Source organism: Thioalkalivibrio sp. ALE23, assembly GCF_000378545.1.
Taxonomy (GTDB): domain Bacteria; phylum Pseudomonadota; class Gammaproteobacteria; order Ectothiorhodospirales; family Ectothiorhodospiraceae; genus Thioalkalivibrio.
Window position 1 is genome coordinate 131346 of the sequence record NZ_KB900034.1, and the last position, 23310, is coordinate 154655.

At 66.1% G+C, this 23310-nt stretch carries 25 protein-coding genes; 24 read left to right on the forward strand and 1 reads right to left on the reverse strand.

Features of this window, described 5'->3' with window-relative positions:
• Nucleotides 1–2: 2 nt before the first annotated feature.
• From minE to F573_RS0109485, 24 genes are all read left to right on the forward strand, one after another.
• Nucleotides 3–269, forward strand: coding sequence for a cell division topological specificity factor MinE (minE, locus tag F573_RS0109370; RefSeq protein WP_018870583.1), 267 nt, complete (start codon nucleotides 3–5; stop codon nucleotides 267–269).
• Nucleotides 270–338: 69 nt separating this feature from the next.
• Entirely contained in the window at nucleotides 339–1010 is a 672-nt protein-coding gene (locus F573_RS0109375; protein ID WP_019022374.1) for a type 1 glutamine amidotransferase domain-containing protein, read from the forward strand.
• 380 nt (nucleotides 1011–1390) lie between these two features.
• Nucleotides 1391–2812 carry a form I ribulose bisphosphate carboxylase large subunit gene (locus F573_RS0109380; protein ID WP_019022375.1) on the forward strand — a complete coding sequence of 474 codons (1422 nt, stop codon included), beginning with the start codon at nucleotides 1391–1393 and terminating at the stop codon, nucleotides 2810–2812.
• 70 nt (nucleotides 2813–2882) lie between these two features.
• Nucleotides 2883–3215: a ribulose bisphosphate carboxylase small subunit gene (locus F573_RS0109385; RefSeq protein WP_019022376.1), complete on the forward strand. Its 333-nt coding sequence runs from the start codon at nucleotides 2883–2885 to the stop codon at nucleotides 3213–3215.
• A gap of 86 nt (nucleotides 3216–3301) precedes the next feature.
• The gene (locus F573_RS0109390) at nucleotides 3302–6361 is read left to right on the forward strand and encodes a CsoS2 family carboxysome shell protein (RefSeq protein ID WP_019022377.1); all 3060 of its coding nucleotides are present in this window, start codon (nucleotides 3302–3304) and stop codon (nucleotides 6359–6361) included.
• 121 nt (nucleotides 6362–6482) lie between these two features.
• Complete coding sequence (locus F573_RS0109395) at nucleotides 6483–7955, forward strand: carboxysome shell carbonic anhydrase (protein WP_019022378.1); 1473 nt, start codon at nucleotides 6483–6485, stop codon at nucleotides 7953–7955.
• 16 nt (nucleotides 7956–7971) lie between these two features.
• Nucleotides 7972–8223 (forward strand): carboxysome peptide A, encoded by a 252-nt coding sequence (locus F573_RS0109400; RefSeq protein WP_018870589.1) that lies wholly within the window; start codon nucleotides 7972–7974, stop codon nucleotides 8221–8223.
• 3 nt (nucleotides 8224–8226) lie between these two features.
• Nucleotides 8227–8562 (forward strand): carboxysome peptide B, encoded by a 336-nt coding sequence (locus tag F573_RS0109405; protein ID WP_018870590.1) that lies wholly within the window; start codon nucleotides 8227–8229, stop codon nucleotides 8560–8562.
• Between the two features lie 44 nt (nucleotides 8563–8606).
• Nucleotides 8607–8906 (forward strand): BMC domain-containing protein, encoded by a 300-nt coding sequence (locus F573_RS0109410; RefSeq protein ID WP_019022379.1) that lies wholly within the window; start codon nucleotides 8607–8609, stop codon nucleotides 8904–8906.
• A 38-nt stretch (nucleotides 8907–8944) separates the two neighbouring features.
• A complete protein-coding gene (locus tag F573_RS0109415; RefSeq protein WP_019022379.1) occupies nucleotides 8945–9244 on the forward strand; it encodes a BMC domain-containing protein in 300 nt (99 codons plus the stop codon).
• Nucleotides 9245–9282: 38 nt separating this feature from the next.
• Nucleotides 9283–9597 carry a BMC domain-containing protein gene (locus F573_RS0109420; RefSeq protein WP_019022380.1) on the forward strand — a complete coding sequence of 105 codons (315 nt, stop codon included), beginning with the start codon at nucleotides 9283–9285 and terminating at the stop codon, nucleotides 9595–9597.
• 10 nt (nucleotides 9598–9607) lie between these two features.
• Complete coding sequence (locus tag F573_RS0109425; protein WP_019022381.1) at nucleotides 9608–10060, forward strand: bacterioferritin; 453 nt, start codon at nucleotides 9608–9610, stop codon at nucleotides 10058–10060.
• The gene (locus tag F573_RS0109430; RefSeq protein WP_018871382.1) at nucleotides 10044–10325 is read left to right on the forward strand and encodes a 4a-hydroxytetrahydrobiopterin dehydratase; all 282 of its coding nucleotides are present in this window, start codon (nucleotides 10044–10046) and stop codon (nucleotides 10323–10325) included. Before F573_RS0109425 ends, F573_RS0109430 begins: the two co-directional genes overlap by 17 nt.
• A gap of 13 nt (nucleotides 10326–10338) precedes the next feature.
• Nucleotides 10339–10974, forward strand: a complete 636-nt coding sequence (gene parA, locus F573_RS0109435) for a ParA family partition ATPase (protein ID WP_018871381.1) — start codon at nucleotides 10339–10341, stop codon at nucleotides 10972–10974.
• Nucleotides 10971–11399, forward strand: coding sequence for a hypothetical protein (locus F573_RS0109440; RefSeq protein WP_019022382.1), 429 nt, complete (start codon nucleotides 10971–10973; stop codon nucleotides 11397–11399). The genes parA and F573_RS0109440 overlap by 4 nt, the downstream gene beginning before the upstream one ends.
• 62 nt (nucleotides 11400–11461) lie before the next feature.
• Entirely contained in the window at nucleotides 11462–12265 is an 804-nt protein-coding gene (locus F573_RS0109445) for a CbbQ/NirQ/NorQ/GpvN family protein (RefSeq protein ID WP_018871379.1), read from the forward strand.
• A 28-nt stretch (nucleotides 12266–12293) separates the two neighbouring features.
• Complete coding sequence (locus F573_RS0109450; RefSeq protein ID WP_019022383.1) at nucleotides 12294–14615, forward strand: nitric oxide reductase activation protein NorD; 2322 nt, start codon at nucleotides 12294–12296, stop codon at nucleotides 14613–14615.
• Nucleotides 14616–14671: 56 nt separating this feature from the next.
• On the forward strand, nucleotides 14672–15673 hold the full coding sequence (locus tag F573_RS0109455; RefSeq protein WP_018871377.1) for a LysR family transcriptional regulator: 1002 nt from the start codon (nucleotides 14672–14674) through the stop codon (nucleotides 15671–15673).
• A 108-nt stretch (nucleotides 15674–15781) separates the two neighbouring features.
• Nucleotides 15782–16357, forward strand: a complete 576-nt coding sequence (locus F573_RS0109460) for an SgcJ/EcaC family oxidoreductase (RefSeq protein ID WP_019022384.1) — start codon at nucleotides 15782–15784, stop codon at nucleotides 16355–16357.
• A 69-nt stretch (nucleotides 16358–16426) separates the two neighbouring features.
• Entirely contained in the window at nucleotides 16427–17374 is a 948-nt protein-coding gene (locus F573_RS0109465; RefSeq protein WP_019022385.1) for a sodium-dependent bicarbonate transport family permease, read from the forward strand.
• A 3-nt stretch (nucleotides 17375–17377) separates the two neighbouring features.
• A complete protein-coding gene (locus tag F573_RS0109470) occupies nucleotides 17378–17668 on the forward strand; it encodes a hypothetical protein (protein WP_018871374.1) in 291 nt (96 codons plus the stop codon).
• 13 nt (nucleotides 17669–17681) lie between these two features.
• Nucleotides 17682–18683 carry a phosphotransferase gene (locus F573_RS0109475; protein ID WP_019022386.1) on the forward strand — a complete coding sequence of 334 codons (1002 nt, stop codon included), beginning with the start codon at nucleotides 17682–17684 and terminating at the stop codon, nucleotides 18681–18683.
• 407 nt (nucleotides 18684–19090) lie between these two features.
• Complete coding sequence (locus tag F573_RS0109480; protein ID WP_018870507.1) at nucleotides 19091–19705, forward strand: hypothetical protein; 615 nt, start codon at nucleotides 19091–19093, stop codon at nucleotides 19703–19705.
• 31 nt (nucleotides 19706–19736) lie between these two features.
• A complete protein-coding gene (locus F573_RS0109485) occupies nucleotides 19737–21932 on the forward strand; it encodes an alkaline phosphatase family protein (protein ID WP_019022387.1) in 2196 nt (731 codons plus the stop codon).
• On the opposite strand, the gene F573_RS0109490 is transcribed toward F573_RS0109485, so the two are convergent.
• Nucleotides 21902–23284, reverse strand: coding sequence for a hypothetical protein (locus F573_RS0109490; RefSeq protein WP_231384407.1), 1383 nt, complete (start codon nucleotides 23282–23284; stop codon nucleotides 21902–21904). The two genes, F573_RS0109485 and F573_RS0109490, sit on opposite strands and share 31 nt — an antisense overlap.
• Between the last annotated feature and the right edge of the window lie 26 nt (nucleotides 23285–23310).

Genomic DNA, 23310 nt, shown 5'->3' on the forward strand with positions numbered 1-23310 from the left:
CCATGGGCATCTTCGATTATTTCCGTCAGCCACGGCAGAAGAGTGCGAACGTTGCGAAGGAGCGCCTGCAGATCATCGTGGCGCGCGAGCGCGCCGCGCGCTCCGGCCCGGATTACCTCCCGGCAATGCAGCAGGAGCTGCTGCAGGTGATCCGCAAATACGTCGAAGTGGACGACGACGCGGTGCAGATGAACGTCGATCGCGAAGGGGACTGCGAGGTGCTCGAGCTCAACATCACTCTGCCCGACCATGAGGAAGGGGCCCGCTGAGGCAACTGCGGGAACGTGGCCGATCCACCGTTTGTCCACCACGGACAACCATCGGAAGGAGACGGCGCCATGATGCAGACCATCCTGATCGTGACCACCAGTCACGACGAGCTCGCCCCGGGGCATGCGACCGGACTCTGGTTTGACGAATTCGCAGACCCCTATCAGCGGTTTCGCGAGGCCGGATACGAGATCAAGGTCGCCAGTCCCCGGGGCGGCCCGGTTCCGCTGGACCCGCGGAGCCTCGAGGCGGCCCACCCCGGGCCCGCGGCGGCGACCGCGCAACAGGCCCTGGATGACACCATCCCGCTGGATGCGTCGGTGCAGCACGAGCAGTACGCAGCGCTGTTCTTCCCCGGCGGGCACGGCACCATGTTCGATCTGCCGGATAATCCGCATGTCCAGCGGCTGGTCGTCGAATTCCTCGAGCACGACAAGGTACTCGGCGCGGTTTGCCATGGCCCGGCCTGTCTGGTGGGCGCCATGCTCCAGGATGGCAGCCCCGCGGTCTCCGGCCGGCGGGTGGCCGCCTTCACGAACAGCGAAGAAAAAGGCGTCGGTCTCGATGCCGCGGTCCCCTTTCTGCTGCAGGATCGTCTGGAGGCTCGCGGTGGCAAGGTGGACGCCGCCGACGACTGGGCGGAACACGTGGTGGTTGATGGCCGCCTGGTGACCGGACAGAACCCGCAGTCGGCACGGGCGGTCGCCGACGCCATGGTGCGCCTGTTGCGCGGCACCTGACACCTCCCGGGCCCTTCCCGGAGTCGCCCGGCGTCCCGGGCGGCTCCGTTTCTTCCCTTCGTCACCCCTCGCATCCCCTATCCCTTCGTCGCAGTCCAGGCCGGCGTGCTGCGGGTGCCTGCCGGCCGGCGTCCGCGAAACCGTGTCGTCATTGGCATGCACCGTCCGGGGTTTTCGGCTAGAATCGCGGGCGGCTCATCAGCGGGAGCGTGCGGGAAAGGTCGCGTGCCCCCCATCGCCGGGAACCCGTAAACGACGGATCCCGGGAAACCATAGATGAACGTCAATCGGTCGTATCTAGATTATTTATTTGTTATTAGTGGTTAACCTTCCTAACCTAGGCGACCGTCACGATTAACCAACGCGTAGGAGAAAGCCACATGGCCGCCAAGAAGTACTCCGCGGGTGTCAAGGATTACCGCGAAACCTACTGGATGCCGGAATACATGCCGCTGGATACCGACCTGCTGGCATGCTTCAAGATCACCCCGCAGCCGGGCATCGACCGCGAAGAAGCCGCAGCCGCCGTGGCCGCCGAGTCCTCCACCGGGACCTGGACGACGGTGTGGACCGACCTCCTTACCGATATGGACTACTACAAGGGCCGTGCCTACGCCGTCGAGGACGTGCCGGGTGACGACGAGTCCTTCTACGCGTTCATCGCCTATCCGATCGATCTGTTCGAGGAAGGCTCGGTGGTGAACGTGTTCACCTCGCTGGTGGGCAACGTGTTCGGGTTCAAGGCCATCCGTGCCCTGCGCCTGGAAGACGTGCGTTTCCCGATCGCCTACGTGAAGACCTGCGGTGGTCCGCCTGCCGGTATTCAGGTCGAGCGTGACAAGATGAACAAGTACGGCCGGCCGCTGCTGGGCTGCACCATCAAGCCGAAGCTGGGTCTGTCGGCCAAGAACTACGGGCGTGCGGTCTACGAGTGCCTGCGTGGCGGTCTCGACTTCACCAAGGACGACGAAAACATCAACTCGCAGCCGTTCATGCGCTGGCGCGAGCGTTTCGAGTTCGTGCAGGAAGCGACCGAGAAGGCCGAAGCCGAAACCGGCGAGCGCAAGGGTCACTATCTGAACGTGACCGCGCCGACCCCGGAAGAGATGTACAAGCGTGCCGAGTTCGCAAAGGAGATCGGCGCGCCGATCATCATGCACGACTACATCACCGGCGGTTTCTGCGCCAACACCGGCCTGGCCAACTGGTGCCGCGACAACGGCATGCTGCTGCACATCCACCGTGCGATGCACGCCGTCCTCGACCGTCATCCGAAGCACGGTATCCACTTCCGCGTGCTGGCGAAGATCCTGCGCCTGTCCGGCGGTGATCACCTGCACACCGGTACCGTGGTCGGCAAGCTGGAAGGCGACCGTGCCGCGACCCTCGGCTGGATCGACATGCTGCGCGAATCCTTCGTCCCGGAAGATCGCTCCCGCGGTATCTTCTTTGATCAGGACTGGGGCTCCCTGCCGGGCGTGTTCGCGGTGGCCTCCGGTGGTATCCACGTCTGGCACATGCCGTCGCTGGTCACCATCTTCGGCGACGACTCCGTGCTGCAGTTCGGCGGCGGTACGCTGGGCCATCCGTGGGGCAACGCCCCGGGTGCGACGGCCAACCGCGTGGCGCTGGAAGCCTGCGTCCAGGCCCGTAACGAAGGCCGCGACGTCGAGCGCGAAGGCAAGGAGATCCTCACCCAGGCCGCGCAGCACAGCCCCGAGCTGAAGATTGCGATGGAAACCTGGAAGGAGATCAAGTTCGAGTTCGACACCGTCGACAAGCTCGATTCCCAGCACAAGTGATCGCCCGAGTGCGGACGGCCGCTGGCGGCGCCGTCCGCACCCTGAACGAACCAGACACAGGATGACCGACATGTCCGATATTCAGAACTTCAAGCCGGTGCAGAAGTACGAAACCTTCTCCTACCTGCCGGAGATGAACGCCGACCAGGTGCGCAAGCAGATCGAATACTGCCTCGCGCAGGGCTGGAACCCCTCCGTGGAGTACTCCGAGAAGGAGCACGCCATGTCCCCCTACTGGTACATGTGGAAGCTGCCCTTCTTCGGTGAGCAGTCGGTGGAAGCCGTGCTGCAGGAAATCGAAGAGTGCCGTCGCAGCAATCCCGGCATGATGGTGCGCTTCGTCGCGTACGATAACTACGCCCAGAGCCTGGGCATGGCCTTCGTGGTCGATCGCGGCCGCTGATCCGGCTGCGGCCGGGTCGGCTGTCGCCGGCCCGGCCATTCCATACAGGGTTTTACTGTTGCCGTCGCCAACTGTAAGGAAGTGCCATGAGTAATCCGACATCCGCGTCTGCAGGCCTCTCCGGTCGCGAGCTGGCCCGCGAACGGCGCAAGGCCATGTCCCGCAATGGCAAGGCCGCCGTGAAGGGCTCGAACCAGGGCGTCTCGCGGTCCCAGGTGGTTCGTCAGAACCCCGCGCCCGCGGCGCCTGCGCCCGAGCCGGCTCCCTCGGCCCCGGAATCGGGGCGTGAGTCCGACGCGCCCGCGCAGCCCGAGCCCCGGTTCGCCGAACCGCGGGCGGAGCGGCAGACCGATGGGTCCGACGCGCCGCCTCCGGGCGCCCACCAGGGTGCCTCCAACGGGCGTCAGGCCGCGCTCGAGCGTCGGCAGAAGATGGCACGTCAGGGCAAAAAGGCCCTGGGGCGGGGCAGCACGCGCGGCTCGGGCGGATTTGCCCGGGCCGGCTCCGAACGCTCGCGGCAGCTCGAAGTCCTTGCGCAGAGCCAGGACGTGGACTGCGAGAACATGAGCGGCCGCGAGATCTGCCGCCTGCGCCGTCAGGCGCTGGCGCAGAACGGCAAGAAGGCGATGGCGACCGAACCGCGGCGCGAGGATCGTCTGCGTGGCCGTGAGCGCGACCCGGAACCGCCGCGCCCGACGCGTCCGCCGCGGGAGGCCGCGCGGCAGCCGGAATCGCCGGCGGCCGATGAATCCGCCGAACGTGCGGGAGAGGCGCTGGACCAGGGGCTGGATCGCCTGTGCGAGCAGGTGGAACAGCGTCAGGACGAGAACGATCGCGAGATCAAGCCGATGATCTCCGACGTGCGGGCCATCTGCATGGCGCGCCGGGACGCAATGGCGAGCCAGGGCAAGAAGGCGCTGCGTCGGCGTTATCAGGCCGGCACCAAGCGGCCTTCCGATCTGCCGCGCGAGGGCTCGTGGAAAGCGGCCCAGCGCAAGGGCATGACGACCCGGGAGATCGCGCGTCAGCGGCGCCAGGAACTGTGCAGCATTGGCCGCGGTTCGTCCGAGCCGGGCCGGCCTTGCGGCCGGCCGCGGCACGACGCCCAGCATGATGCGCCGCCGAAAGTCGAGGAAGGGACCACCCTTTCCGGCGGGCACGTGAGCGGCACCCAGGTCGAGAGCACTTATGCCGTGACCGGTGGCGAAGCCGGCAGCTGCTACGACGTGACCGGGACCGAATACCTGGGCGCGGAACATTTCGATCGCTACTGCGGGACCCTCCCGGAGGCCCATTCGCCCAAGGTCGGCCATTCGCATACGAGCCACGGGCAGCAAGTCAGTGGAGCCGAGGTGGGGCGGTCCCGCCAGGTCACCGGCGACGAGCGCGGCAGTTGCGAGGCGATCACCGGCACCGAGTATCTCAGTACGGAACAGTACGAGGGCTTCTGCGGCACCCGTCCGGCCCCCGGTACTCTGCGCACCGGCGTGATGCACACCGGTCGCGGCGAGGATGTCTCCGGCACAACGGTCGGTCGCAGTCCGAAGGTAACGGGTGATGAGTCGGGTTCCTGCCGGAGCGTGACCGGAACCGAGTATCTGAATACCCGCGACAGTGAGGTTCCCTGCACGGGAAAGCCTGACGGAGCGCCGGCCCGGGCCGGTGTGATGCACACCCTGCGGGGTCGTGAACTGACCGGCACCGACGTCGGGCGCTCCTCTTCAGTGACGGGTGTTGAACACGGGGACTGCAAGCCCGTGACGGGTACGGAATACCTGGGTAGCGAGGATTTCCAGCGCTGCGGGACGCGGGGCGAACCGGCGGCCTCCCGTGTCAGCGAGATGCACACCGCGCACGGCCGGTCCCTGACCGGTGTGGCCGTGGATCGCAGTCCGCGGGTGACCGGAGACGAGACGGGTTCCTGCGCCTCGCTGACGGGGACGCCTTACTACAACCGGGCCGATTTTGCGGAGCTCTGCGAGCAGCCGGCGGCCGGTGGCGTCCACAAGGTCGGCGTGATGCATACCCTGCATGGCGGCGAGGTGTCGGGAACGCGGGTGGAATCGTCCAGTCGCATCACCGGCGATGAATACGGGGGCTGCAAGCCCATTACCGGGACGGAATACGTGGGATCCGATCATTACGAAACACTGTGCGGCACCACGCCGGAGGCCGGCCCGGACAAGGTCACGATGAGCCGTACCTGGAAGCAGCAGGGGGTCTCGGGCCCGGCGATGGGACCGTCCTCGCGCGTGACCGGCGATGAGTACGGGGCGTGCAAGCCGATCAGCGGCACCTCGTACGTGGGTCCGGACCAGTATCAGCAGTACTGTGCCCCCGAGGAAGCGCGTTCGGCCGGCGTGCGCGTCGCACAGCGGCATTCGACCCCGGGGCACGCCGTTTCCGGCAGTCAGCCGGGTTATGACGACCGGGTGACCGGAACCGAACACGGTGCTTGCCAGGACGTTTCCGGCGCGCCCTATGTCGGTGCCGACGAATTCGCGTCCACCTGCGCCAATGTGGCCGGCGACCTGCATCCCCGCCTGCGTCCGGAAGGATTCGAAGGGAACGCGGTGATGCAGACCACCGCTGCATACCAGGCCGCCCCGGCGGCGGGTGATGCCGAAGTGCCGGCGGGCGGCTTCAGTGTGCCGTCTCCGGCCCGCGAGGCGCGTGAACGGCGCGTGACGGGTACGGCCTACGGTTCGAGCGGATCCATCACGGGCTCGGTGAACAAGGCGGTGGGCCTGGTGTCCGGCACCGAGGAGTTCCGTTACGGAGAGGCGCGTGCCCGGGCGGGCGTACCCATGGCCATGGCCCAGGCTCAGGCCCGGGCGGCGATGGCCGAGGTTGAGGCTGCGGAGCAGGACCGTGGCGGTGCCGAACGCGTGACCGTCAATGGGGCCGGCGGAGACTTCGCGATTACCGGTGACGACTGGCAGCGCGGGGAGTCAGTGACCGGTACCGAAGGCTTTTCGACGCGGCGCAACGTCAGCATGCGCGGGAATCCGCGGGGCGAAGGCAGCAGTGCCTGGAGCAACCGCGAGCTGGAACGCAAGGAAGTGCCTGCGAGCCGGATCACCGGGTCCTCGGGCAGTACGGACGCCGGGTCGCTGGTGACCCTGTCCGGCGGCGCCCGCGGCTGATCCGGGGAGTCGGGAGCTCATGGTCGTTCGCCGCCGCCGCAAACCGACGTCTCTGCGCCCTCGCGGGAATGTGAGCGGGCGTGGCTCGGCGTCGGCGCCGCAGGCTCAACCGGCACCCCTCGTGGGTACGGAGCCAGCGGGCGGGCCCGAGCTCGGCGAGGTCGGGCGTTATGCGCCGGTCGACGATGGCAGCGGTGTGCGGCCGGGGCATCCTCTGGCGGATGTGCGTGGTAACGAACGCCTGCAGGGATTCGAACAGGGGTTTCGCGATCGCTTCGCCGCCCTGATCCCGGTGCTGCGTGAGATCCATGCAATGCAGCACGAAAAGGACTTCGCCGAACGGGCTCAGTCGGTGGCGGAAAGTCGCCTGGGGGTGAGCCTGCCGCGGCAGGTGCTGGAAGATGCCTGGATCAATCATCTGGATACCCGGCGGCTGTACCTCGAAGGAAGTTTCCGGCTGTTTGACCGGATGGTGAACGAGTACTGGGCCGGGCGCGACGATCTGGTGGCCGAAGCGGAGTCGGCGATCGCGTGGTTCCTGGACTGCGATTTCCACGAAGTGGATATCTCGCCGTGCTCTGACGGCCGCCTGCTGGGCCTGCGGCGTTTTATCCTGCGCCTGCCCGACATGGCGGTGCGGGTGAAGAGCTACGCGGGCGCCCTGTTCGATATCGAGGAGGACGTGCGGCACTGGACCAAGCGGGAGCTGTTGCGGTTTCGTGAAGGGCGGCCGACCACTGCGGACGTGCCGAGCCGGTACCTGAAGGTGGCGGCGTACCATTACAGCAGTGCGGACCCTGATCACCAGGGCTGCACCGCTCATGCTTCCTGCGAACGGGAGGCGGCGGACGCCGCGCTGCGGCAACTGCGGGCGTTCCGGCAGGCGGTGGAAAACACCTACTGCTGCGGCGCGTCGGTGGACACCCTGCTGATCGGGGTGGACACGGACACGGATGCCATCAAGGTCCACGTGCCGGATGGCGAGACGCGGATGAGCCTGTACCGCTTTGTGGACAGCGCGGCGCTGTACCGCGAGACGCAGGACATGAACGAACAGGACGCGTCGCTCGCGGTGTATCGCGCGATTCAGGACACGGTGCATCAGCAGGGCTGGGGCACCGGGAACGGGGCGCCGCACGAGGGCATGCTGCGATTCATCTCGCGGCTGTTGATGAACAACCTGTCGCAGCTGGACTACGTCGCCCGCTATCACGGTGGCCATTACGCCGACGTCGGGCATCGCGAACGGATGATCATCGTGGGCCAGGAAGTGGAAGAGATGCAGGTGCGGAACTTCGCCTACATCGCCCATCTGGACACCATGGAAGAGGGTGCCGAGAGCATGGATGTCGGCGTGAACAAGGTGTTCCGCAAACTGAACGTGGAACGTGGTCTGCCAGTGCCGGTGGTGGTGCATTTCCGCTACGACCGCAAGGTGCCCGGTTCGCGCGAGCGGGTGGAGGCGCGCTGCCGGCGGGTACGCGACGAGATCATGAAACGCTATCGGGATCTGTCCGAAAAGGGGCTGATCGGCTGCCACATGGTGATTCGGGACAAGCGCAGCGGTTCGCAGCTGGAGCCGCTGGAGGCCTGAGGCCAACGGGAACGACATGAAGATCTGCAAGGTAGAGAAGACGCTGGTATCGACCAATCGCATTCGCGATCTGGGACATCGGCCCCTGCTGGTGGTGCAGGAGAAGGTCGGCGGGCCGCGGACCGTGGCGGTGGACGCCGTGGGCTGCGTCCCGGGGGACTGGGTGATCGTGGTGGGCTCGTCGGCGGCGCGCGAAGCGGCCGGGGACAAGTCCTATCCCAGTGACGCGACGATCGTCGGGATCATCGATCACTGGGAGGAGCAGTAAGACATGGACATCATGCGCGTGGAGGACGAGCTGACGGTGACCCGTCGGGTCGATGGCCTGAAAACGGCGTCCCTGCGCGTGCTGGTGGATGCGAAGGGCGGTCGCGCGGTCGCGGTGGATCCGGTCGGTGCGCACCCGGGGAACTGGGTGTTCACGATCAGCGGATCGGCCGCGCGCCTGGCGCTGGACGACAATTCGATCCTGACCGACCTGACGATCGGGGGGATCATTGATTACTGGGATGACGGCAGTGACGACACGTCGTCGTCGACCAGGGACAAGGCTGGGCAGGACCAGACCGATACCGGGCGCTCGGATGGCGGACGCAGGGCCGCGTGAGCGTCGAATTTTCGAAGTAACCGTAACTCCGGGAGAAAATAGCAATGGCGAGTGAAAACTTTGGTGTGGCCCTGGGCATGATCGAGACCCGCGGTCTGGTTCCGGCGATCGAGGCGGCGGATGCGATGACCAAGGCCTCCGAGGTGCGTCTGATTGGCCGCCAGTTCGTGGGCGGTGGTTACGTGACGGTTCTGGTTCGCGGCGAGACGGGTGCGGTGAACGCGGCCGTGCGTGCCGGTGCCGATTCCTGCGAGCGTGTGGGCGACGGCCTGGTGGCTGCGCATATCATTGCCCGCGTGCATTCCGAAGTGGAAAGCATCCTGCCCGAGAAGGTCGGCAACTAAAACTGATTCAAGCAAACGCGTTTATAGGAGTCTGAAAAATGGCGAGTGAAAACTTTGGTGTGGCCCTGGGCATGATCGAGACCCGCGGTCTGGTTCCGGCGATCGAGGCGGCGGATGCGATGACCAAGGCCTCCGAGGTGCGTCTGATTGGCCGCCAGTTCGTGGGCGGTGGTTACGTGACGGTTCTGGTTCGCGGCGAGACGGGTGCGGTGAACGCGGCCGTGCGTGCCGGTGCCGATTCCTGCGAGCGTGTGGGCGACGGCCTGGTGGCTGCGCACATCATTGCCCGCGTGCATTCCGAAGTGGAAAGCATCCTGCCCGAGAAGGTCGGCAACTAAAACTGATTCAAGCAAACGCGTTTATAGGAGTCTGAAAAATGGCGAGTGAAAACTTTGGTGTGGCCCTGGGCATGATCGAGACCCGCGGTCTGGTTCCGGCGATCGAGGCGGCGGATGCGATGACCAAGGCCTCCGAGGTGCGTCTGATTGGCCGCCAGTTCGTGGGCGGTGGTTACGTGACGGTTCTGGTTCGCGGCGAGACGGGTGCGGTGAACGCGGCCGTGCGTGCCGGTGCCGATTCCTGCGAGCGTGTGGGCGACGGCCTGGTGGCTGCGCATATCATTGCCCGCGTGCATTCCGAAGTGGAAAGCATCCTGCCGAGCGCGCCCAGCGCCAGCGGCTCCGCCAGCTGAGGATACGCCGATGGCCGATCCACGGATCGTGGGCTGTCTGAACCGGGCCGTCGCGCATGAAATGTCGGCGGTCCAGCAGTACATGGCCCAGGCGCGGCTGACCGCGCTCTGGGGCATGGCGGAACTGAGCGACTCGCTGCGGCGGGAAGCGCAGGAGGAACTGGAGCATGCGGATCGCCTGATGACCCGCCTGATGCACTACGGGCTGGCGCCTCCCGGCAGCCAGCTGGCACCGGTGCGTCTGGGGCGTTCGGTCCGCCAGCTGATGGAGTACAACCGCGCGCTGGAGCTGGATGCGGTGCGGATGTACGAAGAAGCGGTGGCGTACTGTCGTCGGACCGGTGCGCGTGAGGATGCCGCGCTGTTTGCGGCCCTGCTCGACGAAGAGTGGGAACACGTGCGCGAGATCGATGCTCAAATGAATGCAAACGGCAGCGGAGATTCCGATGGCCGAGAACGGTGACGTGGTTCCCGCAGGCTGGGAGCCTGGCAAGGGTTCGCTGGTGTCGATCAGCAAGCAGTACACCTTTGATCGTTACGGGGTGACGCGGGATTTCCTCGACCGGGTCGCGGATCTGTCCGAGGCCGACGGTTATCATCCGAACATCAGCTTCGGGACGACCTACGTGAACATCACCATCGACGCCCGGGACGGCGAGGCCATCGGCGAGGCGGATCGCGCCTTCGCGCTCGAGGTCGACCGGCTCGCCGGCGAGGTGACTTCATGACCCGGGGTTTGTAATGGGCTCGCGGGTGATCGCGGTCGTCAATCAGAAGGGCGGGACCGGCAAGACCACCCTGACGATGAATCTCGCGGCCGGGCTGGCCCGGCGCGGCCGGACCCTGGTCGTCGACGCCGATCCTCAGGGTTCGGCGGGGCAATGGGCGCGCATGAGTTCGGAGCGCAAGCCGTTCCCGGCATCCGTGTTCGCGGTGGCCGGGCCGCTGGATCGGGAGCTGGCGAATCTGCGGCGCGATTATGACTTCGTGGTCATCGACTGTCCGCCGACCCTGGAAGGCGGTGCGGTGAACGGGGCCCTGGCAGCGGCGGACCTGGCATTGATCCCGGTGCTTCCTTCGCCGGTGGACCTGTGGGGCAGTGTCCGCATGGGGACGGGCCTGGAGGACGCGCAACGGGCGAACCGGGATCTGCAGGCGCGTATCGTGGTTAACCAGCTTGAGGTGCGCAGCGCGCTCTCGCGCGCAATGAAGCACGCCCTCATGGAGATCGACATTCCCGCACTGGAGCAGACGCTGCGGCGGCGGGCCATCTACCGGCGTTCGGCGCTGGAAGGCAGCTCCGTCTATGATCTGGGGAAACCCGGACAGGCGGCGGCGGCCGAGATCGAAGCCATCATCGAGGAGGTTTCACAATGAGTGACCTGCAGAACAAGCTGGCGGCCGGCGTGCGTGCGGCGCGCGAAAACCAGGACAACAAGGGCGAGGCAACGGGCACTTCGACGGAGGACAAGTCGAGTGCCAGGTCGGAGTCCGCCACGGAGCAGAAAACGGCGGAGAACAAGCCGGCGCAGAAGCCCGCCTCGGGCCAGTCGTCGGCCGGCAAGGCGACGACCGGGACGCGCGGCAGCACGGCGAAAAAGCCCGCTGCAAAGAAAACCGCGGGCAGTTCCGGCGGGTCTGGCGGGTCCGGCGGCACGCGCAAGAACAGTGGAACGACGACGAAGAAGCCGGCCTCCGGCGGCACCCGCGGGAGCCGCAAGGACTCGCCGGGCAATGACGATCGTGCCACCGGTGATGCGCCCTGGGAGAATCTGCATCCGGATCGGGTCTGGCCGGACTGAGCCGGGACGGGAACGCGAGCATGGCCGGGCGCAGCCCGGCCTTTTTGTGAAGGAGCATTGCCATGCAGGACGAACTGCGCGAATACCGGGTGACCGCAGAGCCCTATTACCAGCCGGTTGCCGACGAGGTGGAGCTGTACGAGGCGGCGTATGCGGCGCGCATGCCCATGATGCTCAAGGGTCCGACGGGCTGCGGCAAGACGCGCTTCGTGGAGCACATGGCCTGGAAGCTGGGCAAGCCGCTGGTGACGGTGGCCTGCAACGAGGACATGACCGCCTCGGATCTGCTGGGGCGCTATCTGCTGGATGCGGAGGGGACCCGCTGGCAGGACGGACCGCTGACTATGGCGGCCCGGCTCGGGGCGATCTGCTATCTCGACGAGATTGTCGAGGCTCGTCAGGACACCACCGTGGTGATCCATCCCCTGACCGACAACCGGCGGGTGCTCCCGCTGGAGAAAAAGGGGGAGATGGTCGAGGCGCATCCCGACTTCCAGGTGGTGATTTCCTACAACCCGGGTTATCAGAGCCTGATGAAGGACCTGAAGCAATCGACCAAGCAGCGCTTCGGCGCGCTGGATTTCGACTATCCGGATCATGCGACCGAGACACGGATCGTCGCGCACGAGGGTGGCGTGAGCGAGGATGTCGCGGACAAGCTGGTCAGCGTGGCCGAGCGTGCACGCAATCTGAAGGGGCACGGTCTCGACGAGGGCATCTCCACCCGCATGCTGGTGTATGCGGCCACGCTGATCGGGAAAAACGTGCAGCCGCTGGCCGCCTGTCGCATGGCCCTGGTCCGGCCCATTACCGACGATCCGGACATGCGCGATGCGCTGGATTCGGCGGTAACCACGTTCTTCTAGACCGCCTTCGAGGCGGCGCGGGCGCGCGATGAGCATCCATCTGGAAGACTATCCGGACCTCCTCGACGATCTCGGGGAACACGCCGCGCAGGTGCTGGAGTCCGCGTGGCAGGAGGCGACGCGCGCGTTCAGTCCGGCCGGTCTGGAACGCTATTACCTTGAGGGGGCGCGCAGCCTGCATTCGCTCGGACGCGGGACCGAGCTGGTGATCGCCTTCATTCAGGAGGCCCCGGGGCTGGCCCAGGAGCTGGGCGAGGATGCCGTCGCGGAACTTCTGAGTTCGTCCATCCGGATGTATTCCAAGACCAGCTCGGCGGTGATCACGCTGGTGATCTCGACGGCGCCCATTGCCGCGCGTCGCCTGGGGGACCATTCGCTGTTCGAAGGCTATCTGCGCCTGCTGGATACGCTGCTGGGCCAGGCCCCGCGCGGGGTGCGCCCGATGCTGGAGCACCTGGACGAGCTGCTGAGCCATCTGACCCTGGGCGGGCTGCGACGCTGGGCCACCTGGGGCGCGCAGGCCCATCGCACGGATCTCGAGGCGCAGATCGAATACTTCGGTCTGCAGTCGCCGGAGTCGCGTTCGGTGTTCCAGAAAGAGCGCCGCGGCACGTTGTTCGTGGACGTGCAGCGGCGTATCAACCTGTATCTGCGCTCGCTGTGGGGGCGCGATTTCTTCATGCGTCCGACCAGTGGCGATTTCGAGTCGCGCGAGGGTTACCGGCCGTATATTCAGGGCTTCACCCTGTTCCTGCCGGATGCCTTCGACGATACCGACGAGCTTTCCGGTCTGGACCTGTATCGCGCGGCGGCCGCGCATGCCGCCGCGCACATGGTGCATACCCGCGAGCGTCAGGAAGAAGAGGCGCCGCGGGGGATCCGGGGCGCGCTGCTGGAGCTGTTCGAGGATGCCCGGGTCGAGGGGCTGACACTGGCCGCATTCCCGGGGCTGGCGCAGATCTGGAAACCCCTGCACACGGCCACCCCGGAAGACGGCGATGCGCCGCAGCCACTGCTGGCACGGACCGCGCGCGCCCTGATCGACGCCGATTACACGGACCCGCACCCGTTCGTGAACGAGGCGCGGGCAGGCTTCGCCCGCGAGTCCGATCTGGAGCGTGCGGGACTGGCGGCGGAACTGGCGGAAGCGCTGGCGCCGGCGTTCCCGGAGAAGGGCTACGTGAACCCGAAGCAGATCGCGCCCGAGGTCGTCTACCGCGACGACAACCGCTATACCTGGGCGGTGGGCCGCGAGGACGAAGAAGAGGCGGAGGTGCTGGGTGCACACGGCTCGGGTCAGGAACGCATCTACGTCACGCCGATGGAGATGATCAACACCCTGGACGTGCCCAGTGCCGGGGACGATGCCCAGCAGATCATGGTCCTGGCGACGGAGTTCTTCCGCGATGGCGAGGACACCAGCATCAACGCGCAGGAGGGCAAGGAGCCGATCTCGCTGCCGTTCCACTATCACGAATGGGACTACCAGATGCAGCTGGAGCGCCCGCACTGGGTGACCCTGCTGGAGCGCCGCCCTCCAAAGGGCGATCTGGACGAGATCGATGCGATCAACGAGAAACACAAGCCGCTGATTGCCCGTCTGAAATACCTGATCGAGGCGATTCAGCCACAGGGGATGCAACGCCTGCGCCGCCAGCCCGACGGCGACGAGCTGGACGTCAACGCGCTGGTGGAGGCACAGATTGACCTGCGCATGAACCGTCAGCCCGATGAGCGCATCTACACCCGTACCCTGCGCCAGGAGCGGGATCTGTCCGTGCTGGTCCTGCTGGACCTGTCGGAGTCGACCAACGAGACGGTGCGCGGGACCGACACCTCGGTGGTGCAGCTGGCGCGGGAGGCGACCACCCTGCTCTCGGGCGCGATCTCGCGCATCGGCGATCCGTTCGCGATCCACGGCTTCAACTCGGACGGGCGGCACGATGTCGAGTACTTCCGCTTCAAGGATTTCGATGCGCCATGGGACGACACCGCACGGGCGCGCCTGGCGGGCATGACCGGCGCACTGTCGACGCGCATGGGAGCGGCCATCCGGCATGCCACGGAGCAGCTGCGTGCCCGCGGCTCGCAGAAGAAGCTGATGCTGGTGATTACCGATGGCGAGCCCGCGGACACCGACGTGCGCGACCCGCAGTACCTGCGCTTCGACGCGCGCCGCGCGGTGGAGGAGGCCGGACGCAATGGCGTCCACAGTTTCTGCATGAGCCTGGACCCCAACGCCGATGATTACGTCGAACGCATCTTCGGCAACCACTACATGGTGCTGGACCGGGTCGAACGGCTGCCGGAGAAGCTGCCGATGCTGTATGCCGGCCTGACGACCCGTTAACGGGGGGCGGCGTGAGTCAGAGTGATTCGACGCGGGATTCCGGCCTTCCGCAGGTGATGCTCAAGTCGGAGCTGCCGGCGCATCTGATCCGGCATGCGACCCTGCGCCAGCTGCAGGTCTTCGAGGCGATCGTGCGCCTGGGCAGCTTCACCCGCGCCGCGGAGGAGCTGCACCTGACCCAGCCGACGGTGTCCATCCAGATCAAGAAGCTGTCCTCCGCGCTGGGGCTGCCGCTGTTCGAATATGTCGGGCGCCGGGCGTCGCCCACCGAGGTCGGGCTGCTGCTGTACGACACCTGCCGCGAGATGCTGGGGGCGCTGACCAACCTGGAGATGAAGCTGGCCGAGATGCACGGCCTCAAGCGCGGCCGGCTTCGCCTGGCGGTGATCACCACGGCGCAGTACTTCGCGCCCAGCATCCTCGGCCAGTTCGCGCGGCGCTATCCCGACGTGGAGCTGTCGCTGGAGGTTTCGAACTTCGACCGGGTGCTGGACCGCCTGGCCAATAACGACGATGACCTGTACATCATCGGCCATGTGCCGGAGCGCCTGACCGACGTGGCGGTGTACCCCTTCGCGCCCAACCCGCTGGTGGTGATGGCCAGTCGCGATCATCCGCTTGCGGGGCGCCGCAACATCCCGCTGCAGGAGCTGGAGCAGGAGAATTTCCTGATGCGCGAGCCGGGATCGGGGATCCGTGAGTCCACCCTCAAGCTGTTCCAGGAACACGGTATCAATCCGCGGGTGCGCATGGAGCTGGGCTCCAACGAGGCGATCAAGCAGGCGGTCATCGGTGGTCTGGGGATCTCGGTGCTGTCCCTGCATACCCTGAGCGCGGAGGGCGCGGAAGGGCCGGTGGCGCTGCTGGACGTGGAGCATTTCCCGATCCACCGTCAGTGGCACATCGTGCATCCGCGGCAGAAGGTGCTGTCGGTGGTGGCGCAGACCTTTCTCGACTTCGCCATTCAGGACGAGGCGCGTCTGCGCAATCAGATCGAGGACATGCTGGCCGCCTTCAAGGCGCAGGCCGATGCCGGACAGGGGCCGTCCGCCGGATGAACGGCGCCGGCTGACAGGCCCGGCTGACAGGCTATGGGGGGCGGTTTACAATCCCCCGCAAAGTACAACCTTTGATCAGGGCCGCCACGGCGCCCGCGGAGAACACCCGTGAAGAAGCCTTCCGACGACCGACCGCGCATCAGCGGCACCCGGTTCATTGATGCCGACAGCGAGCCGCGCGCCCGGTTCAGCCTGAGTGCCTCGTACCGGGACCAGCACCACCCCGTGACCGGGACGGGTGGGGACCCGAACTTTGGCGCCATCGACACCCCGTTGGACGAGAGCTGCGTGGTTTGTGCCCCTGCGACCCGGCGTCTGGCGGAAGAGCTGTTCGAACGCTGGAACGACGCGCTGAAAACCGGCGACGCCGATCGGGTGACCGACTGCTATGCCGAAGACGCGGTGCTGCTGCCCACGGTGTCGAACGTTCCGCGCACCACGCGCGACGAGATCCGCGACTATTTCCGCCATTTCCTGGAGAAACGTCCCGAGGGCACGATCAATCAGCGCAACGTGAAGTTCGGCTGCAACAAGCTGACCGATGCCGGGACCTATACCTTCCGCGTGCGCGACGGCGGCGAGGTCAGGGACGTACCGGCGCGTTACACCTTCGTCTACGAGAATCGCGACGGCGAATGGAAGATCGTGCATCACCACTCCTCGATGATGCCCGGCAACGACTGAACAAGACCGACAGTCCCGTGCCCCGCGAGAGCTGGCGCGGGGCGACGTTTCTGACTGGAGGCAAGGACCATGGTTTCCGAACCGGTCGTTCTGTTTTTCCTGCTCGGCGCGATCGCCGGGCTGGCCAAATCCGACCTGAAGATCCCGATGGCGGTGTACGAGGCACTGTCCATCTTTCTGCTGCTGGCCATCGGCCTGCACGGCGGGGTCAAGCTGGCCGAATCCGAGCTGGTGCCCCTGCTCCTGCCGGGACTGGCCGTGTTGGTGGTGGCGGCGTTCATCCCGCTGATTGCCTTCCCGGTCCTGCGCTGGGTTGGCCGCATGACCCGCGCCGACTCGGCCTCCATTGCCGGCCACTACGGCTCCGTCAGCGTGGTGACCTTCTCGGTGGCGGTGGCTTACCTGGCCCAGCGCGGGCTGGATTACGAGGGACACATGATCGTGTTCCTGGTGTTGCTGGAGATCCCCGCGATCGTGATCGGCATCCTGCTGGCCAAGGCCGGAACCGGTGGCGGCACGCGCTGGGGCAACACTCTGCACGAGGTGTTCTTCGGCAAGAGCGTGTTCCTGTTGATTGGCGGTCTGCTGATCGGCTATCTGGCCGGTCCGGAGAACATCGAGCCGCTGGAGCCGATGTTCTGGGATCTGTTCAAGGGCGTGCTGGCGCTGTTCCTGCTGGAGATGGGGCTGGTGGCGTCCAGCCGCATCGCCGAGGTGCGCAGTTACGGTGTCTTCCTGGTGGCGTTCGCGATCGTGATGCCGGTGGTGGCTGCGCTCCTCGGTATTGTGCTGGGCTGGGGGCTGGGCATGTCGCTGGGCGGCACGCTGCTGCTGGCCACGCTGTACGCCAGTGCCTCGTACATCGCGGCGCCGGCGGCCATGCGTATCGCGGTGCCGGAGGCCAACCCGGCACTGTCGATCGGGGCCTCGCTGGGGGTGACGTTCCCGTTCAACATCTTCGTCGGCGTACCGCTCTACTTCTGGTTGGCCGAACAACTCTACGCAGTCGGAGGATAGGGCATGGAAGGCGAACCGATGCGCCTGATGGTGATCGTCACCGAGGCGATCCTGGAAGACATGCTGGTCGACGAGATCCGCAAGCTGGGTGCCAGCGGCTACACCGTGATCGACGCCCGCGGCTGGGGCGAACACGGCAAGCGTCGCGGCAACTGGCGCCAGGGCGGCAATATCCGCATCGAGGTGCTGGGGTCCGAGGAGCTCTGCACCCGCATTGCCGCGCACATGCGCGACACCTACCAGAAGGACTACGGGCTGCTGATCTACACCACCGACGCGCTGCTGCACAACTGAGTCGGCTGCGGCCATGGGTGCGCGGGAGGACGAAGAGCTGGCCGCACGCGTGCGCGACGCGACCGGCGCCCGCGCGGCGTACCCGCAGGAGCGGGTGCAGGGGCTGTGGAGCGGTTACGGCGAGATCCGGCGCTACCGCCTGGAGGATGCACCGGTCCCCTCGGTGATGGTGAAGGACGTGCGCTACCCGGCAGCCGTCAGCCATCCGCGCGGCTGGGGCGGCGGGGTGTCCGACCGGCGCAAGCGGCGATCCTACGAGGTGGAGCGGGCCTGGTACGCGGATTTCTCCCCGCGGCTCGATCCGTCGCGCTGTCGGGTCCCGCGCTGTTTCGCCGCGGGTGGGGACGATCAGGGCGGCTGGATGATCCTGGAGGACCTGGATGCGGCCGGTTTCCCGGACCGTCGCGAACACCTGGACGTCGACGGTGCCGTCCTATGCCTGCGCTGGCTGGCCGAGCTGCATGCCGCGTTTGTCGGCACCGCACCCGACGGCCTGTGGCCGGTCGGCAGCTACTGGCACCTGGCGACCCGCCAGGAAGAATGGGCGGCGATCGAGGACCCGGCCATCCGCCGCACGGCCGCGGAGCTCGATCGCCGGCTGAACGCGGCCCGCTTTCACACCCTCATCCACGGCGACGCCAAGGTCGCGAACTTCTGTTTTGCTGCCGACGGGGGCGCCTTGGTGGCAGTGGACTTCCAGTACGTCGGCGGCGGCTGCGGGATGAAGGACGTGGCCTATTTCATCGGCTCCTGCCTCGACGAAGAGGAACAGGAGCATCGCGAGGCCGACCTGCTGGACGCCTATTTTGATGCCCTGCGCGAGGCGCTGCGCGATCACCACCCGGACGTGGAGGCGGCCGCGCTGGAGGCCGAATGGCGGGACCTGTTCCCGCTGGCGCAGGCCGACTTCTACCGCTTCCTGGTCGGCTGGAGCCCGGCTCACTGGAAGATCCATGACTACAGCCGGCGGGTTGCGCTGGACGTCGTACGGCGGCTGGATCCGGGGCCGGCCTGAGGCGCGCCGGATCGGCTGGCCTCCTACGGTTGCCCCGGCCGGTAGGAGGCCGGCCCTCCGGCCGATTGTGCGTTCGGGCTGTCTCCGGCGCCCGATCGGCCAGAGGCTGGCCTCCTACGGGTCGAACCCTGCCCCCGGTGGGAGGCCGGCCCTCCGGCCGATTGTGCGTTCGGGCTGTCTCCTGCGCCGGATCGGCCAGAGGCTGGCCTCCTGCGGGGCGAACCTTGCCGCCCGGTGGGAGGCCGGCCCTCCTGCCGATTGTGCGTTCGGGCTGTCTCCGGCGCCGGATCGGCCAGGGGGCTGGCCTCCTACGGCACCTCCGCAGGAGGGTGCCTTGCCGGCGCGCGATGACAGGCACCGGGTGACCCTCCATGATGGGGGCTGGCCGAACGGAGTCCGGAGCCGCGATGATCCCGCTGTGGTTCAAGCTGAGCTGGCTCGCCTTCCTCGCCGTGCTGGTGCCCGTGTACCTGCAGGAATACGGGCCGCTGAATTTCCTCTGGCTGTCCTCCATCGCGCTGGTGGCCGGCTGCGCGGCCGCCTGGCTGGAAAACCGGCGTCTCGCCTCCATGCTGCTGGTCGCGGTCCTGCTGCCGGAGCTCGTCTGGGTCCTCGACCTGGTGCTCAGCCTGCTGCTGCTCGGCAATCCGGTCATCGGTGCCGTGCACTACATGTACAACACCGACATCCCGCTGCACGTGCGCCTGCTTTCCCTCTATCACCTGCCGTTGCCGTTCGCGCTGCTGTGGATGGTCTGGCGCCTGGGTTACGACGCGCAGGCCTGGAAGTGGTGGCTGCCGATTGGCTGGGGCGTCCTGCTGGCCAGCTACGCGGTCGCGGAGGAGGGGGGCAACCTGAACTGGGTACTGGGCCCGCACGGCCAGCCGCAGGAATGGGTCGCACCCGAGCTGTGGCTGGCGTTCGTGGTGCTGTTCTGCACCGTGATGTGGTGGCTCACCCACCGCCTGGTGCGGTGGGTGTACCGCCGGTTTGGGGGCGCGCGACCGGGCGTGAGAGAGTGACGGCCGAAGCGCAAGGAAACGAGGGGGGATCATGGATGTTCGTTACGATTCGGGTGAAGTGGTTTTGGTTTGTCGCAACCGCCACGATGACCGATGTCTCTTCTACCGGCTGGACCCGCACGCGGACGACCCGTTCATTCCCTTGCACGAGACCGGAGGGGCAAGCTTCGATCGTCACTGGCGCATGGCCCGCGTCGGAGGCTATCTGCTGCAATGGGGCCCGCTGGGCGAACGCGATGGTGTATCCGGCTATCCCTACGCGCTGAGGGAGTTCGATCCTTCACTGGCCAATCCACTGCTGGGGCCTCTGGTGCAGGGCGGGTTCTGGGAACAGAACAAGTTCCTTGGATATCGCACGCATTACGGTGATGATCCCGACGAAGGGCAGCAACTGGATCTGGTGCCGGTTGGCAGTTTCGTGCTGTGTCTGATCCCCACCCGTGGTCGGGGCACCTTCGAGTTATGGAATTTCGATCCCCGGCCCGATGCCCCCGGGAGCGAAGATCCGATCCCGGAGCCCTATTCCGCACAGGGGGAGTTTACTCGCGGGCAAGGAGCGTTCCCGCTGATCCGCAAGGGTCACACGTTGCTTCCGATGGGCGATTATGTCCTGGAGCGTCTCCCCGGAGGGCGGCGTTTCCATCTGTGGAGCTTTGACCCGCAGCTCGACAACCCGCTGTCCCTTCCGGTGATCCGGGAGGGTTCCTGGAACGAGATCGATGACGGCCAAGAGCTGACGGTGGTCGGTAACCAGCTCCTGGACTGGTGCCCCGGTCATGGTCGTTACCGGCTCTGGACCCTGGATCCGGATCTTGAGGAGCTCCTCGCGGGGCCCGTGCGGGAAGGTCGACTCCCCGCGGCGATGGGCCCCGACTCGGAGCTTGTGGCATTCGAGGCCTCGCCCCGCATTGATAGTGGCAAGGCGGTGATTCCCGGGACGATGGATTTCATGCGTTCCAGGATTCGGCATGTTGTGTACTACATGCTCGAAAGCCGGTCTTTCGACAACGTGTGTGGCTGGTTGTACGAGAATGGTGGACGGGATTGCCACTTCATTGGTCGTACGGATCCTTTTGACGGTGCGACCACCGAGGATTTCAACTGGCATGGTGACCGCAAGGTGCACGTCAGTCAGTTTCACGACGGTGTCTTGAGCGAGGAATGGGATCTCGACACCCCCGGGCAGGACCCGTTTCATCACACCAGCGACAGTCTGCAGCAGATGTTTTCGGACATATCCGGTTACTGGCGAGGCGAGCCGCCGGATATGCAGGGATTCATCCTCAATACGGCAGACGATCAGGTGATGCAGACACTGAGCCCGGAACAGCTCCCGGTGCTCAATGGACTGGCACGTCATTTCGCCGTCTCGGATGAATGGTTTTCGTCGATTCCGGGAGGAACCGATGTCAATCGAGCCTTTTCGCTCACCGGCTCGGCATTCAATCGGCTGGGGACCTGGGAGGGCGGCAATGCTTATCAGTACTGGCCGTGTTATCCGCGCCGCCAGTCGATCTGGAAGCTGCTCTGGAGTCATGGCATCACCGACTGGAAGATTTACAACGCGGTGCTCTGGCAGGACGCGGTCTTTACCCGGCAGCTCTTCCTGCGTGGTCAGGTTCCGTCACTGGATGCGGAGCCGTCGCGGTACCTGGCGGATATCGAGCAATTCAAGACGGATGCCCGTCGCGGCGAACTCCCGGCTTTCAGTTACCTTGAGCCGGCCTGGATCGCCCCGTCCGGTTCTACCTCGTACCATCCCGGGAGTGACCTGGTGCCCGCGGAACGGACCCTGAACGAAATCTATGAGGCGCTACGCGACGGGCCCGCCTGGGAAAACACGCTGCTGGTGATTACGTTCGACAAGAACGGAGGTACCTACGATCACGTATCTCCGCCCTATGCATGCAAGCCCTGGCCGAATGACGGAGTGGATGGTTTCCGGTACGACCTGATGGGCCCCCGGGTGCCTGCCATTATGGTGTCGCCGTGGATCCGGGAGCGGAGCGTGATCCGATCCGGCGGAACGGTGCCGTTTGACTCGACCTCCTTCGGCGCAACCCTGCTCCAGTGGTTTGGGGTCCCGCGATGTTCATGGTGCCTGGGAGATCGCATGGTTCATGCCCCTTCCTTTGAATCCGTGTTGCAGGCGGATGAGCCACGCCAGGACGGTCCGAGCTTTACGCCGCCGTATGATCAGTCGAACCCGCGGTCACCCCACCGGTAGTGATTGCAGGTCTCGTCCCACCCGGCGGGCCGCCGGGCGGGCGGGGGCACGGGATCCCGGATGTCGTCGGGGTCGTACCGGCAATCATGGCTGGCACAGGCGTTGGCCTCATGGGCCGAGCAGTAATTCCAGGCCTCGGTGAATGAATCACAGGCGGCTTCCGGGTCGTTGGTATCAAGCTTGACCTGGATGCACAGTGACTGACGGTCCTCGGCGGACGGTTTTCCGGACCAGCGATCCTCGCACTGTTTCCGGACGGCCTCGGGTGAAGCCTCGGGGTCTTCCGCCATGGCGATCAGCCAGCATGCGGACACGAAATCCTTCTCCTCGTCCTCAATCAGGTTGAGCGATCCGCGGCCACATTTTTCGCTCGGGTTGTCCGGACAGCAGTTGTAGGAGGTGACATCCGGATGGTTGGTGGCAATCCAGGGGGTTGCCGGAGCGTCGGGGGCCAGGGAGGTCGAGCCGGTGTCGAGCACACGGACCGTGTCTCGCCCGATCATGCGGGCCCAGGTGCGGCGGGCATCGGCGCCGAATACCGCTACTGGCCGTGATTCATCGGGCTGCGTTGCGAGGAGTCGCAGCATCGGCCGAAGGAAGTCTCCGCCCGGACCGGTGCGGTCATCGAACCATTCCACGGGATCCGGCAGGTAACCGGTCTGGCCGGTGCCCGGTGCTGCAATCGGACGGGCGTCCACGATGGTCTGGAAGGCATCCGGATTCTCTGCGCCTGCGGCCCCCATGATCCGTCCCCTTCGGCACATCGTGTAGTTTTCCAGATAGTCCTGTCCGGTGAGGGCCGGGATCGGGGGATAATCGAGGAAAAGTACGGTGTGCTGGTTCGCCAGAGGCAGGCCCAGTGGCAGAAACAGGGTCCAGGGCTCACCGGCCTGTGGATGCGGGTCCCAGCAGCCTTCCCGGGCCTTGCAGGCCTCGACCCCGCGGCGGGCCTGAGCGGCGTGCTCCGAATCAAGAAAGGCTGGATGCACGGTCGCATAGCGACGGGTCGTTGCGTTCTCGGGCTGGATGCGGACTCTGACTCGTTCGTCCGTTTCACCTTCTTCAACCAGACTGACCGACACCTCGGGGTCGGGGACGCCGTCTCTCTCGAGCGACTGGGTCGTGAAATGTTCGATGGTTGCGGTCAGGTCCTCGTAGTCGCTGGCGTACGCCTCCGGGAGCCAGGATGCGTCGGGGTAGAGCTCGCGGATATGCGGCTCCGGTCCCAGGTCATATTCGACGGCTCCGGGGTTGTCGGCCATGGCGGGAATGCCGCTGCCCAGGCCCATGGCGATCATGACTACCGTCAAAAGCACCGGGCGGTTGTGGATGCAGGTACGGGGTGCTGGCATGGATGAAGTCCCTCTCTGTCTGCGGG

Excerpts from the sequence above, each read along its gene's own strand:
- F573_RS0109385 (WP_019022376.1), top strand. The coding sequence starts at position 2,883 with ATGTCCGATATTCAGAACTTCAAGCCGGTGCAGAAGTACGAAACCTTC.
- F573_RS0109485 (WP_019022387.1), top strand. The coding sequence starts at position 19,737 with ATGGATGTTCGTTACGATTCGGGTGAAGTGGTTTTGGTTTGTCGCAAC.
- F573_RS0109415 (WP_019022379.1), top strand. The coding sequence starts at position 8,945 with ATGGCGAGTGAAAACTTTGGTGTGGCCCTGGGCATGATCGAGACCCGC.
- F573_RS0109465 (WP_019022385.1), top strand. The coding sequence starts at position 16,427 with ATGGTTTCCGAACCGGTCGTTCTGTTTTTCCTGCTCGGCGCGATCGCC.
- F573_RS0109455 (WP_018871377.1), top strand. The coding sequence starts at position 14,672 with ATGCTCAAGTCGGAGCTGCCGGCGCATCTGATCCGGCATGCGACCCTG.
- F573_RS0109390 (WP_019022377.1), top strand. The coding sequence starts at position 3,302 with ATGAGTAATCCGACATCCGCGTCTGCAGGCCTCTCCGGTCGCGAGCTG.
- F573_RS0109410 (WP_019022379.1), top strand. The coding sequence starts at position 8,607 with ATGGCGAGTGAAAACTTTGGTGTGGCCCTGGGCATGATCGAGACCCGC.
- F573_RS0109380 (WP_019022375.1), top strand. The coding sequence starts at position 1,391 with ATGGCCGCCAAGAAGTACTCCGCGGGTGTCAAGGATTACCGCGAAACC.
- F573_RS0109470 (WP_018871374.1), top strand. The coding sequence starts at position 17,378 with ATGGAAGGCGAACCGATGCGCCTGATGGTGATCGTCACCGAGGCGATC.
- F573_RS0109430 (WP_018871382.1), top strand. The coding sequence starts at position 10,044 with ATGGCCGAGAACGGTGACGTGGTTCCCGCAGGCTGGGAGCCTGGCAAG.
- F573_RS0109420 (WP_019022380.1), top strand. The coding sequence starts at position 9,283 with ATGGCGAGTGAAAACTTTGGTGTGGCCCTGGGCATGATCGAGACCCGC.
- parA (WP_018871381.1), top strand. The coding sequence starts at position 10,339 with ATGGGCTCGCGGGTGATCGCGGTCGTCAATCAGAAGGGCGGGACCGGC.
- F573_RS0109375 (WP_019022374.1), top strand. The coding sequence starts at position 339 with ATGATGCAGACCATCCTGATCGTGACCACCAGTCACGACGAGCTCGCC.
- F573_RS0109490 (WP_231384407.1), bottom strand. The coding sequence starts at position 23,284 with ATGCCAGCACCCCGTACCTGCATCCACAACCGCCCGGTGCTTTTGACG.
- F573_RS0109475 (WP_019022386.1), top strand. The coding sequence starts at position 17,682 with ATGGGTGCGCGGGAGGACGAAGAGCTGGCCGCACGCGTGCGCGACGCG.
- F573_RS0109400 (WP_018870589.1), top strand. The coding sequence starts at position 7,972 with ATGAAGATCTGCAAGGTAGAGAAGACGCTGGTATCGACCAATCGCATT.
- F573_RS0109480 (WP_018870507.1), top strand. The coding sequence starts at position 19,091 with ATGATCCCGCTGTGGTTCAAGCTGAGCTGGCTCGCCTTCCTCGCCGTG.
- F573_RS0109425 (WP_019022381.1), top strand. The coding sequence starts at position 9,608 with ATGGCCGATCCACGGATCGTGGGCTGTCTGAACCGGGCCGTCGCGCAT.
- F573_RS0109450 (WP_019022383.1), top strand. The coding sequence starts at position 12,294 with ATGAGCATCCATCTGGAAGACTATCCGGACCTCCTCGACGATCTCGGG.
- F573_RS0109440 (WP_019022382.1), top strand. The coding sequence starts at position 10,971 with ATGAGTGACCTGCAGAACAAGCTGGCGGCCGGCGTGCGTGCGGCGCGC.
- F573_RS0109445 (WP_018871379.1), top strand. The coding sequence starts at position 11,462 with ATGCAGGACGAACTGCGCGAATACCGGGTGACCGCAGAGCCCTATTAC.
- minE (WP_018870583.1), top strand. The coding sequence starts at position 3 with ATGGGCATCTTCGATTATTTCCGTCAGCCACGGCAGAAGAGTGCGAAC.
- F573_RS0109405 (WP_018870590.1), top strand. The coding sequence starts at position 8,227 with ATGGACATCATGCGCGTGGAGGACGAGCTGACGGTGACCCGTCGGGTC.